Genomic DNA, 12,428 nt, shown 5'->3' on the forward strand with positions numbered 1-12,428 from the left:
TTTCTCTCACTGCTGCCAGGGCACCTTGGCCCCCGGCGCCGCGTCCGGGTCATAGGGAATGCGGACGTATTTGTGGAATTTATCCGCCGCAAAGGTGTTTTCGTACACGAAGCGGTGCTGGCGCATCAGCTCCGCCTCGTCCACCTCACCGGCGGCCAGGTACAGCGTCTTGTAGTGGACGCCGAACATCTCGGTGTCATAGCCTGCCATCCGCAGGCCGTTGCGGGCGTAGAAGCCCAGCCGCCGCTCCGCCATCTCCGGGTCCGGGGCGTCCGCCGGGGCCTCGCTCTCGCCGAAAATGACCGTGTCCGCCTCCCGTTCCCGCAGCTTCTGCAGGATGACGGAGCCCAGGCCACCGTTGCGGCTATGCGCGGAGACGCACAGGTAGTCCAGCAGCGCCCAGCCGGGATGTCCCAGCCACAAAAACGCCTCGCCCACGATGTTGTCCCCGTCAAACAGACACCAAGGCCTGTACCAGCCCTCGGCCCACATCCGCTCCATGTTCCCCAGGGGCTTCAGCTCCGCCGCGGGAAACGCCTCTTTCAAATCCCGGTCATAGACGGTCCGCAGCTGCTCCGGGGACGGTATCCTCAGTTCCATCGGTGTTAAACTCCCTTGTCATAATGATGGCATCCTCCTTGGGATGCTCATAGTAATTCTTCCGCCGGCCCACGCCCCGGAAGCCCCGGGCGCCGTAGAGGGCGATGGCGTCATAGTTGGAGGCCCGCACCTCCAGGGTCAAAAATGCCAGGTGGTTTCCCTCTGCAAAGTCCAGAAACACCTGCAGCAGCTTTCCCGCGATGCCCCGGCGTCGGCACTCCGGCCGCACGGCGATATTGGTGATATAGCCCTCGTCCAGCACCACCTGCAGCCCGGCGTAGCCCACCACCCGGTCGTTGTCATCCAGCGCCACCAGGAAAGCGGAGAGCAGGTTATCCAACTCCTCCGCCAGCATATTCCGGGACCAGGGGGTAGAGAAGCAGATGCGCTCCAGCTCCGCCACCTCGTCCAGATGGTCTCCGTTCATGGGTACGATACGCACATGCATCTGTTCACTCATTGTTCGTTCCTCCTTGCTTGATCGCGGCCTCCCGCCGGTGCTGCAAATGGATACCGATATGTCCGATGCCCAATATCACCACGCCCAACACCATCCAAATCACCTTTCCGTAAATCCCCAACAGAAAAAACGCAAGGACCGGCAATGTGGCTCCCGCTACCGGAACGCCCAGCAGACCGGCGGTAAAATCCCGCATGGTCTTTTCGCTCCGGAAATACCGGAACCACCAGACCTCATACAGTACCAGCAGCGCCGCCGTGCCCACCAGCCACCAGGACCAGGCCCTCCAGGGATGCCAGTTGAAATCCCGAAACACCAGCGCCGCGCAGGTGACCCATGCCTGCCCCACCCGCTCAAAGGCCAGCAGGACGCGGTTTTCTCCGGAGGGGTCGTAGTCTTTCGGCTTGTTTTTTGTCCAAAACAGGTTGGGGATAAACAGGGCCAGCAAACACACCAGCCCCACATAGGAAAATCCAAAATGTCCCATCGTGTATCAGCCCTTGGCCTCCAGCCAGTTTTTGCCCCAGTGGGCCTCGGCGGTCAGGGGGACGGACAGGGACACCACGTGCTCCATCTCCTCTTCCAGCAGCTTCGCCACCGTCTCTGCCTCTTCCTCCGGGCACTCCACGATGAGCTCATCGTGGACCTGGAGCACCAGCCGGGCCTGTAAATTCTCCGCTTTCAGCCGCTTGTGGACGGCAACCATGGCCAGCTTCATCACGTCCGCCGCCGTGCCCTGAACGGGCATATTCAGCGCCACCCGCTCGCCGAAGGACCGCAGGTTGAAATTGGAGGATTTCAGCTCCGGCAGGTCACGCCTGCGGTGGAGCAGAGTCTCCACATAGCCCATTTCCCTGGCCTTTTCCACCACTTCGTCCATATACTTCCGCACGCCGGGGAAGGTGGCAAAATACGCCTCCATATATGCCTTGGCCTCCGCAACGGACACGCCGATGTCCTGACTGAGGGAAAAGGCGGAGATGCCGTACACGATGCCGAAGTTCACCGCCTTGGCGCTGCGGCGCATCTCCGGTGTCACCGCCGCCCGGTCCACATGGAACACCTTGGCCGCCGTCTCAGCGTGGAAATCGCCGCCGGCGCGGAACGATTCCCGCATTCCCTCATCCCCGGCCATGTGGGCCAGCAGCCGCAGCTCGATCTGGGAGTAGTCCGCGTCCACCAGCACGCAGCCGTCGGCGGGCACGAACATGCGGCGAATCTCGCTGCCAAGGTCCGTACGGGTGGGGATATTCTGCAGATTCGGCTCCGTGGAGGAAAGCCGCCCGGTGGCGGTGACGGTCATCTGGAAGTTGGTCCGCACCCGCCCGTCCGGGTCCAGCGCCTTTAACAAACCGTCGGCGTAGGTGGATTTCAGCTTGGTAAGCTGGCGGTATTCCAGCACCGCCCCCACGATGGGTGCCTCATACCGCAGCTTTTCCAGTACATCCGCGTTGGTGGACCAGCCGGTCTTGGTCTTTTTCCCGTGGGGCAGGCCCAGCTTTCCAAAGAGGATTTCGCCCAACTGCTTAGGGGAGTTGATGTTGAAGCACTCTCCCGCCATATCGTAAATTTCCTGCTCCAGCTCCGCCGCCCGGCGGGACAGCATCTCGCCGAACTCCGCCAGGGCCCGGGCGTCCACCCGGCAGCCCGCCAGCTCCATCTCCGCCAGCACGTGGCACAGCGGCAGCTCAGCGGTCTCAAACAGCTCCCACATATCCAGTTCTTTCAGCCTGGGAGCCAGCGCGTCATACAGCGCATCCACTGCCGCGGCGTAGCTGTCAAAGGACGCTTCCGCCTGGGCGGTGTCCCCCAGCAGGGAGAACGCCTCCTTTTCCAGATACAAGGGCTTGGGCAATTCCTCGTTAAAATAAGCCACGAACAGCCGCGCCAAATCGTAGCTTCCCGCCGTGGCGTCCAGCAGATAGGCCGCCAGGGCAGTATCGAAGATGAACCCCTCGGCGGGCAGGCCGTTTTCCAGCAACGTCCGCATCAGGTCCTTCACGTTGTGGGACACCTTTTTGATGTCCCCGGCAAAAAGCGAGCGCAAAAGCCCGTTCCAGTCCCCGGAGAATTTCTCAAAGAATAGTTCCGCCGTCACAGCGGTATCCGCTCCGGTCTGGCACACCACTGTGATGCCCGTCAGGTCCGGCAGGGCCAGCAGGGACACATGGTCCGCCCCGCGCCAGGCGGCCAGCAGCTCGTCCGCTTTCGCCTGGTCCGTCACCTGCTCCACCGTGACCGTGAAATCGGCCTTTTTCGGCTCCGCCGCCGTCTCTTCCGGCTTCAGGCCGAATTTTTCGATGAGCTTCGTAAATTCCAGCCGCAAAAACAGCGGGTACGCCGCCCCGCCCGGCTCTTTCACCAGATTGTCCTCCGGCTTGAACTCCAGGGGTGCATCGGTGACGATGGTGGCCAGCCAATAGGAGTGCCGCGCGCTCTCCTCCCCCTCCGTCAGCTTGCGGATGGCGGCGGGCTTGGCCTCAATGTCCGGCAGCTTTCCATACAGCGTGTCGATGCTCTCATATTTTTGAATGAGGTCCATGGCGGTCTTTTCCCCGATGCCCGGCACGCCGGGGATATTGTCGGAGGAGTCCCCCATCAGGGCCTTCAGGTCGATCATGTGGATGGGCTCGAAGCCATACTGCTCCCGGAAGGTATCCGGCGTCATGTCCTTGGTGGTGGTCTGGCCCATACGGGTAGACACCAGCTTCACCTTGGTGCGGTCCGTGATGAGCTGCAGGCTGTCCTTGTCTCCCGTGACCACCACGCACTCCCATCCGGCGGCCTCGCACTTGCGGGAGATGGTGCCGATGAGGTCGTCGGCCTCCCAGCCCTCCATCTCGTACCGGGGGATGTTCAGGGCGTCCAGCACCTCTTTCAGCACCGGCACCTGCATCCGCAGCTCCTCCGGCATGGGCTTCCGGGTGGCCTTGTAGTCCGCGTCGGCGGTGTGGCGGAAGGTGGGCGCATGGACGTCAAAGGTGACGCACACCGCGTCCGGCGTCTCCTCCCCCTCCAGCCGCAAAAGGGTCGTCAGGAAACCGAAGATGGCATGGGTGTACAGCCCATCCCGGGTAGAGAGGGGCCGAATGCCATAGTAGGCCCGGTTGATGATGGAATTGCCGTCGATGACCATGAGTTTCATGGGTACGTCCTCCCGGAAATCATTTCATAATTAAGATAGTATACCCCATCCGCCGCGTTTTCGCAATGGATGGGATATTACTCTTTCAGCAAACGTTCGATTTCTTTGTCGGGCCAATACCCCCAGGATTCCACAATTTTCCCGTCAGCCACTTTGAAATTCTCAAGGGCTTCAAAGGAAATCCGCCGGCCCGTGGCGGCAATTCCCATCCATTCTCCGATGTGGACGGCCTCGTAACGGACCCTCGTCCCCACCATCCCGTTTTCCGAAAAAATATCCTCCATGGTGACGTGCATATCCCCAAACGTCCCGGAAACAGACTTCAAAATGCCAACCGCGTCCCGGTTGCTTCTGGCCCCCGCCGGGCTGTGGTCCAGGTAATCTTCCGCCAGGCATTCCAGGATAAAATCAAAGTTTTGATGTTCATAGCCCTCCGTGAAAAAGCGGCTCACCAGTTCCTTGTCATCCATGCTGCCCCCTCCTTTATCTGCGGTACGGTGCAAACTCGTCTGTCAGTCCCAGCAGATAGTCCACGCTGGTACCGTAAAACCGGGCCAGGGCAATGAGGGACGCGCTGGGGATGTCCAGGGTGCCGCTCTCATACCGGGAATAGGTGGTCTGGGAGACGTGCAGCACCGCCGCCACTTCCGTCTGGTTCAAATCCCGGTCCTCCCGCAGGTTCCGAAGCCGCTGATACATAGGCGTTTCCCTCCCCGTCTGATTTCCTTTTCATTGTATGATATGCAAAAATCGCATATTGATTTTTATGCGGTAATCGCATAGAATGAAGAAAAAGTCGAAAAAGGAGGCTGCCATGAACGATCAAAATTCCCCGATCTGGCGCATATGGGTGGATACGGCCCAGCATATCGTATCCTTCCACCCGGTAGAGGGCTTTGAGCTGCTGGAATTTCACGACCAGACGCTCTTTTTTCACTGTGTGGATGAATACACCCGCCAGCGTTACCGCTATCAATAAAAATTTTCCCGTTTTTTCAGTAGACAAACCGCCGGTTTTAGCGTATACTCACTCTAACAAAGGCATTATTATCTTTTATGTCTATCATAATCAAATTTAATACCTAAAAAATGATCAGAAGGAGTGGTTCTATGTCTGAAAGCTACGCTGGCAAGATCAACCGGAAGCTGCTGAAGAAGCGCCGCATCATCAACGCGGCGGCGGGCCGGGAACCGGCGGATCTGGTGCTGAAAAACGCCGCCTACGTCAACGTGTTCTCCAACGAACTGTGCCACGCGGACATCGCCGTGGCAGAGGGCCTCATCGTGGGCATGGGCACTTACTCCGGCAAGGTGGAGGCCGATATGACGGGCAAGATCGTCCTCCCCGGCTTTCTGGACGCCCACATCCACCTGGAAAGCTCTCTGGTCAGTCCCCGGGAGTTCGTGAAAGCGGTGTTGCCCCACGGCACCACCACGGTCATCACCGACCCCCACGAGATCGCTAACGTCATGGGCACCGACGGCATCGAGTACATGCTCCAGGCCACGGAGGACCTGCCGGTGGATGTGCGGTTCATGCTCCCCTCCTGCGTCCCGGCTACGCCGCTGGATGAGTCCGGCGCGGTGCTGGACTACCGGGCCATCGACAGCTTCTATGACCACCCCCGTGTCCAGGGCCTTGCGGAGATGATGAACTTCGTGGGCACCATCGCCGGGGACGACCAGTGCGTGGAGAAGATCGTGGCGGCCCAGGCCCACCACAAAAAGATCGACGGCCACGCCCCGGACCTGGTGGGCAACGATCTGAACGCCTACATCGCCGCCGGCGTGTATTCCGACCATGAGTGTCACGACCTGAACGACGCCATCGCCAAGCTGGAGCGGGGCCAGTTCATTATGATCCGGGAGGGCACCGCCGCCCGGAACCTGGAAGCGCTGGTGCCTCTGCTGTGTGACAAATACAGCGAGCGGTGCATGTTCTGCACCGACGACAAGCACCCCAACGACCTGCTGGAAAAGGGCCACATCGACTATATCGTGAAAAAGGCCATCGGCCTGGGCGTGGACCCCATCACCGCCGTGAAGGTGGCCTGCCACAACGCCGCCCGGTATTTCCTGCTGAACAACCGGGGCGCCATCGCCCCCGGCTATCTGGGCGACTTCGTGGTCATCGACAACTTCCAGGACTTCAATATCGAAAAGGTCTACAAAAAAGGTGAGCTGCTGGTGGAAAACGGCGTGGTGAAGGACTTCCCCGTCCCGGAGATCGAGCAATACCTGGTGGACCGGGCCCACAGCACCTTCCATGTGGGCACCCTGACGGCGGAGGACTTCACGGAGCACCGCCCCCGGGGTATCATCGGCATGGTGAACGGCGAGATCACCACCACCGACGCCGGGTACTCCGACCGCATCGACGTGGAGTACGATGTGCTGAAGATCGCCGTGGTGGAGCGCCACAAGAACACCCACCACATCGGCATCGGCTTCCTCCAGGGCTACGGCCTGAAGTCCGGCGCTGTGGCGACCTCCATCTCCCACGACTCCCACAACATCATCGTGGTGGGCACCAACGAGGCGGACATGGCCGCCGCTGTCAACCGGGTGGTGGAGCTGAACGGCGGCATCGTGGTCTGGGACGGCGGCGCCCCCGCAGCGGAGGTCCCCCTGGCCATTGCGGGCATCATGAGCGACGAGCCGCTGGTGACCGTCAACGAAAAGCTGGAAGACGCCAAGGAAAAGGCCTATGCCCTGGGCGTCAGCCGGGGCATCGACCCCTTCATGACCCTGAGCTTCATGGCCCTGCCGGTCATCCCCTCCCTGCGCATCACCACCCGCGGCGTGTTCGACGTGGGCAGCCAGAGCTACGTATAAGCATGAAGGAGCGGTCCCCATCGGGGGCCGCTCCTTTTTCCCGACACGGAAAGCCCTCCCTCTCCTCTATCATAACTTTTTCTTATTTTAATATCGTATTTTAGTGGATACGCCGGAAGTTTTCCCGCGGAAACCCATTGACTTTCCAATAGTAGTCCTTTACCATAAAAATCGTCCCTTTGGGACTGTTTAAAAAGGAGTGAGGAGACCCCTATGAATCGAGAAAGCTTCCAGTCCCGTCTGGGCTTCCTGCTGGTCAGCGCGGGCTGCGCCATCGGTATCGGAAATGTCTGGAAATTCCCCTATGTCACCGGCGCTAACGGCGGCGGTGTGTTCGTGCTGTTCTACCTGCTGTCCCTGGCTTTGATGGGCGTGCCCATTTTGTCTATGGAGCTGGCCGTGGGCCGCGCCAGCCGCAAGAGCGCCGTGCTGGGCTACAAGGCCCTGGAGCCGAAGGGCAGCAAGTGGCACATCCACGGCTGGTTCTGCGTGATCGGCTGCTACCTGCTGATGATGTACTACACCACCGTCTCCGGCTGGATGCTGGGCTACTTCTTCAAGTTCGCCGGCGGCACCTTTACCGGCCTGGAGGCCGGCGCCATTGACGGCGTGTTCGGTGCCATGCTGTCCAGCCCCACGGAGATGACCGTCTGGATGGTCCTGACGGTGCTGGCGGGCTTCCTGGTCTGCTCCTTTGGCCTGCAGAAGGGCCTGGAGCGCATCACAAAAGTGATGATGCTGGGCCTGCTGTGCCTGATTTTGGTGCTGGCGGTCCACAGCCTGCTGCTGCCCGGCGCCGCCGAGGGCGTAAAGTTCTATCTGCTGCCTGATTTCGGCCGGGCCATGGAAGCAGGCCTTGGCTCCGTCATCACCGCCGCCATGAACCAGGCGTTCTTCACCCTGAGCCTCGGCATCGCCGCCATGGAGATCTTCGGCAGCTACATGAGCAAGGATCACACTCTCACCGGCGAATCCGTCCGCATCTGCTGCCTGGACACCTTTGTGGCTCTGATGAGCGGCCTCATCATCTTCCCCGCCTGTTTCTCCTTCGGCGTGGAGCCTAACGCCGGCCCCGCCCTGATTTTCATGACCCTGCCCAAGGTGTTCGTAAACATGGCCGGTGGCCGCCTGTGGGGCGCGCTGTTCTTCCTGTTCATGACCTTCGCCAGCTTCTCCACGGTCATCGCCGTGTTCGAGAATCTGCTCTCCTCCTGCATCGACAACTTCGGCTGGTCCCGGAAAAAAGCGGTCCTGATCAACTGCGTGTTCATCCTTATTGCCAGTATGCCCTGTGTTTTGGGCTACAACCTGTGGAGCGGCTTCCACCCCCTCCTGGGCAAGGACGTGCTGGACAGCGAGGACTTCATCGTCAGCAACCTGCTGCTGCCCATCGGCTCCCTGGTGTACCTGCTGTTCTGCGTCACCAAATGGGGCTGGGGCTTCGACAAGTATCTGGCGGAGGCCAACACCGGCTCCGGCCTGAAGCTCCCGGAAAAAGGCCCGGCCAGGACTGCCATGAAGTTCTATTTCTCCGTCGTTCTCCCCATTCTGATCCTGGTCATTCTCATTCAGGGGTTGATTTAAAACAAACCGGTCTGCCGCACATGCGGCAGGCCGGTTTTTGCGCTATACCCTCCTCAAAGGAGGCGCGTATGGAACTACACGAAAAATTACAGGCTCTGCGCCGTCAGCGAGGCTGCACCCAGGAGGAGCTGTCCCGGCGGCTCTATGTCTCCCGCACCGCCGTCAGCAAATGGGAATCCGGCCGGGGCATTCCCGGCATCGACTCTCTGAAAGCCATCTCCCAGGTATTCGGCGTCTCCATCGACAGCCTGCTCTCCGGCGAGGAACTGCTGGGCGGTCTGCTCCTGGGCTTCGCTCTGGTCGCACTGTACCTTGCCGCTCTCCGTGCCCTCCGTCTCCCGGTATGAAAAAACGGCCGCTTCCGCGGCCGTTCAGTGTCTGGAGGGGCGTTTTCTCATATTTTCACTTCAAACAGCCCATCCCGGCTGCAGCAGAGGTACAGTTTCCCGCCGCCCCGCAGCTGGGGGATGCGGAACTCGCCGCCCTGCTCCGGGTACAGCCGCACCAGCAGCACCCGCTCTGTGGCTACATAAGCGGCAAAGCGGATAAAATGGCCCTTTTCCATGGGATGGGAGAAGGTGATGTACCAGTCCTCCTCCACCTCCTGGACCGTGACAGCGTGTTCTTCGTCCACAGGCCGGGCCGCCAAAGGCTCCAGCTTCCGGCCGCAGCAGTGCAGCTCCCCGCCGCCGGTGGCGGTCAGAATATTACCGCAGTCCGGGCATACATAAAATTTCAGTCTCCTCATATTGCCTCCATCCAACTCATTGAGTCCCAAATCACCGGCCAAAAGCCGCTCCACACTGACGCCGAACCGCTCCGCCAGCGCCGCCAGCAGGCTCACGTCCGGGCAGCCCGCGCCGGTCTCCCATTTGCTGACCGCCTGGGCGCTGACATGCAGCGTCTCCGCCAGCTCCCGCTGGGTCATGTTCGCCTCCTGCCGCAGATGCCGCAGCAGAACGCCCATCTCTCGTCCTTCCATATTGCTCACCTCGCCCACAGAATACCCGAATCCACGTAACTTTGCAAGCAACGCTCCGTTGACAAAACGAATTCCTCTGTCAATATGGCATCACGACGGAAAAATCCTGCGTTTTTCCCGCCTTTTTCTTGTTCAGTCCGCCGAATCTGCAAGTCGATCTGCTTTTTCCTGCAAAATATCTTTGCAATCGTTTTACAATATGGTATATTAAGGGGCAAGATTCTGGACGGGAGGTCTTCTCCATGATCACGTTACACGACCACGGCGTATTTTTCGCAAACGGCGTTCCCTGCGCGGACGCTCCCATCTCCCCGGCGGAGGGCCGCCGGCACACCATGGCCTGGAATATCCTGCAGGCTCACAATACCGGCGGCGACCCTGAAAATCTGAAAATCAAGTTTGACGCCATGCTGTCCCACGACATCACCTACGTGGGCATCATCCAGCAGGCCAGGGCCTCCGGCATGAAGGAGTTCCCCATTCCCTATGCCCTGACCAACTGCCACAACAGCCTGTGCGCCGTGGGCGGCACCATCAACGAGGACGACCACGTGTTCGGCCTGTCCGCCGCCAAGAAGTACGGCGGCATCTACGTTCCCGCCAACCAGAGCGTCATCCACTCCTACGCCCGGGAGCAGATGGCGAAGTGCGGCGCCATGATTTTGGGCTCCGACTCCCACACCCGGTACGGTGCCCTGGGCACTATGGCAGTGGGAGAGGGCGGCCCGGAGCTTGCCAAGCAGCTCTTGAAAAACACCTGGGACATTCAATATCCCAAAACGGTGCTGATATATCTGAAAAATACGCCGCCTCGGGGTATCGGTCCCCACGACATCGCCATCGCCCTGGTGAAGGCAGTGTTCGCCAGCGGCTTTGTCAACAACTGCGTGCTGGAATTTGCCGGCCCCGGCATCGCGGGCCTGCCCATTGATTTCCGCAACGGCATCGACGTGATGACGACGGAGACCACCTGCCTCTCCTCCATCTGGGAGACCGATGAGGTAACGAAAGGCTTCTACGAGGCCCACCAGCGGCCGGAGGATTTCAAGGAGCTGCATCCCGGCGAGTACGCCTGGTACGACAAGTACATTGAGCTCGACCTTGCCAAGGCCGAATCCATGATTGCCCTGCCCTTCCACCCCTCCAACGCCTGGACCATTCACGAGTTCCAGGAGAACGCCGGGGAAATTCTGGCGAAGGTGGAGGCCGACGCCCAGGCCCGGTATCCCAAGGCTCACGTCAAGCTGACCGACAAGGTCCACGACGGCGGCGTCTGGGCCGACCAGGGCGTCATCGCGGGCTGCGCCGGCGGCCTGTTCGACAACATCCAGGAGGCGGCGGACATCCTGCGGGGCAGCAGCTGCGGCAGCGGCTACTTTACCCTGGACGTGTACCCCACCAGCGTGCCCGTCAGCCTGGAGCTGATGAAGACCGGCGCCACCGCCGAATTGCTGCAAAGCGGTGCCGTCATCAAGCCCAGCTTCTGCGGCCCCTGCTTCGGCGCGGGCGACGTGCCCTCCAACAACGGCCTCTCCCTGCGGCACACCACCCGGAACTTCCCCAACCGGGAGGGCTCCAAGCCCGCCGAGGGCCAGTTTGCCGGCGTGTGCCTGATGGATGCCCGGTCCATCGCCGCCACTGCCGCAAACGGCGGCAAGATCACCGCCGCCACGGACATCGACTACACCCCCGTTCACCGGGAATACCACTTCGACAAGAGCGTCTACGACAAGCGGGTCTACTACGGCTTCGGCAAGGCGGACCCCACCGTGGAGCTGCGGATGGGCCCCAACATCACCGACTGGCCCAAAATGAATCCTCTGGCGGAGAACCTGCTGGTGGAGCTGGCGGCGGTGCTCCACGACCCCGTGACCACCACCGACGAGCTGATCCCCTCCGGCGAGACCTCCTCCTACCGCTCCAATCCCCTGCGGCTGGCGGAGTTCACCCTTTCCCGCCGGGAGCCCGCCTATGTGGGCCGGGCCAAGGCCGTGGGGGAACTGGAAGCGGCACGTCTGGCAGGCGAAAAGCCTTTACAGCTTAAATCCGTTTTGGAGAAAGTCGGTAACGCTGACGCGCTGATGGATTCCACCCAGTTCGGCTCCTGCGTGTTCGCAAACAAGCCCGGCGACGGCTCCGCAAGAGAGCAGGCAGCCTCCTGCCAGAAGGTTTTGGGCGGCTTCGCCAACATCTGCTACGAATTCGCCACCAAGCGCTACCGCTCCAACTGCATCAACTGGGGCATCCTGCCCTTTACCATCGACAAGGAAATCGCCTTTACATATGAGCCCGGCGACTGTGTGTTCGTTCCGGGTATCCGCAAGGCCATTGAGAACGGCGTGGAGGACATCCCCGCCAAGGTCATCAAGGCCGATGGCGGTGTGGAGGATATTCTGCTCCATGTCAAGGGCCTGACGGAGGACGAAAAACAGATCATCCTGGATGGGTGTCTGATGAATTTCTACGCCAAGCGTTCCTAAAGAGGGGACTTCGTCCCCCCTTTCCCCGCAAGGGGGACGCCGCATCCGTAAAGCAGCAAAGCTGCTAACGGCTGCGCAGTAGATTCCCCAACACCGTCGCGGCATTACGATTCCCGGTCCCTTTGGGGCCGCCAATCGTGCCGCTTCCTCGAAACAGCCTCGCTTTATCCGCCGCTAGCGGCGCTTCGGCTGTTTCCACCAGTGACATTGGTCACTGGTGACCGCCGCCCTTGGATAGCCGTTGGCGCTTCAGCGCCTTACGGATATCGCATACCCCTTGCGGGTAAAGGCGGCTGAGTCAATGTATTTTCGCCACGTACAGAAGGTGAATTGCCCCAAAGG

Annotated in this window: 12 protein-coding genes; 5 read left to right on the forward strand and 7 right to left on the reverse strand. The window is 60.6% G+C overall.

The annotated features are described in order from the left end of the window. Window positions 1-6 precede the first annotated feature (6 nt). The 6 genes from JQM68_RS05905 to JQM68_RS05930 all read right to left on the reverse strand — a co-directional run bounded on the left by JQM68_RS05905 (window position 7) and on the right by JQM68_RS05930 (window position 4,904). Window positions 7-600 carry a GNAT family N-acetyltransferase gene (locus JQM68_RS05905; RefSeq protein WP_235222070.1) on the reverse strand — a complete coding sequence of 198 codons (594 nt, stop codon included), beginning with the start codon at window positions 598-600 and terminating at the stop codon, window positions 7-9. Next, window positions 554-1,060 carry a ribosomal protein S18-alanine N-acetyltransferase gene (gene rimI, locus JQM68_RS05910; protein ID WP_235222071.1) on the reverse strand — a complete coding sequence of 169 codons (507 nt, stop codon included), beginning with the start codon at window positions 1,058-1,060 and terminating at the stop codon, window positions 554-556. The genes JQM68_RS05905 and rimI overlap by 47 nt, the downstream gene beginning before the upstream one ends. Beyond that, window positions 1,053-1,547, reverse strand: coding sequence for a hypothetical protein (locus JQM68_RS05915; protein WP_235222072.1), 495 nt, complete (start codon window positions 1,545-1,547; stop codon window positions 1,053-1,055). The genes rimI and JQM68_RS05915 overlap by 8 nt, the downstream gene beginning before the upstream one ends. Before the next feature lie 6 nt (window positions 1,548-1,553). Beyond that, window positions 1,554-4,205 (reverse strand): DNA polymerase I, encoded by a 2,652-nt coding sequence (gene polA / locus JQM68_RS05920; protein ID WP_235222073.1) that lies wholly within the window; start codon window positions 4,203-4,205, stop codon window positions 1,554-1,556. A 77-nt stretch (window positions 4,206-4,282) separates the two neighbouring features. After that, window positions 4,283-4,675, reverse strand: a complete 393-nt coding sequence (locus tag JQM68_RS05925; protein WP_235222074.1) for an ester cyclase — start codon at window positions 4,673-4,675, stop codon at window positions 4,283-4,285. Window positions 4,676-4,688: 13 nt separating this feature from the next. Beyond that, window positions 4,689-4,904 carry a helix-turn-helix domain-containing protein gene (locus JQM68_RS05930; protein WP_235222075.1) on the reverse strand — a complete coding sequence of 72 codons (216 nt, stop codon included), beginning with the start codon at window positions 4,902-4,904 and terminating at the stop codon, window positions 4,689-4,691. 115 nt (window positions 4,905-5,019) lie between these two features. Here JQM68_RS05930 and JQM68_RS05935 point away from each other — a divergent pair, with 115 nt between their 5' ends. The 4 genes from JQM68_RS05935 (at window position 5,020) to JQM68_RS05950 (ending at window position 8,971) form a co-directional block, all read left to right on the forward strand. Further along, a complete protein-coding gene (locus JQM68_RS05935) occupies window positions 5,020-5,184 on the forward strand; it encodes a hypothetical protein (protein ID WP_235222076.1) in 165 nt (54 codons plus the stop codon). 131 nt (window positions 5,185-5,315) lie between these two features. Next, entirely contained in the window at window positions 5,316-7,040 is a 1,725-nt protein-coding gene (gene ade / locus JQM68_RS05940; RefSeq protein ID WP_235222077.1) for an adenine deaminase, read from the forward strand. A gap of 213 nt (window positions 7,041-7,253) precedes the next feature. Then, the gene (locus JQM68_RS05945) at window positions 7,254-8,624 is read left to right on the forward strand and encodes a sodium-dependent transporter (RefSeq protein ID WP_235222078.1); all 1,371 of its coding nucleotides are present in this window, start codon (window positions 7,254-7,256) and stop codon (window positions 8,622-8,624) included. Between the two features lie 68 nt (window positions 8,625-8,692). Beyond that, window positions 8,693-8,971, forward strand: coding sequence for a helix-turn-helix domain-containing protein (locus tag JQM68_RS05950; protein ID WP_459558688.1), 279 nt, complete (start codon window positions 8,693-8,695; stop codon window positions 8,969-8,971). A 47-nt stretch (window positions 8,972-9,018) separates the two neighbouring features. Here JQM68_RS05950 and JQM68_RS05955 read toward each other — a convergent pair whose 3' ends face one another. Then, a complete protein-coding gene (locus tag JQM68_RS05955) occupies window positions 9,019-9,606 on the reverse strand; it encodes a helix-turn-helix domain-containing protein (protein ID WP_235222079.1) in 588 nt (195 codons plus the stop codon). A gap of 242 nt (window positions 9,607-9,848) precedes the next feature. Between JQM68_RS05955 and JQM68_RS05960 the strand changes: the two genes are divergently transcribed. Further along, window positions 9,849-12,086 (forward strand): hydratase, encoded by a 2,238-nt coding sequence (locus tag JQM68_RS05960; RefSeq protein ID WP_235222080.1) that lies wholly within the window; start codon window positions 9,849-9,851, stop codon window positions 12,084-12,086. Window positions 12,087-12,428 lie beyond the last annotated feature (342 nt).

It is taken from the genome of Oscillibacter valericigenes (assembly GCF_021531435.1).
GTDB classification, from domain to species: Bacteria; Bacillota; Clostridia; order Oscillospirales; family Oscillospiraceae; genus Oscillibacter; species Oscillibacter valericigenes_B.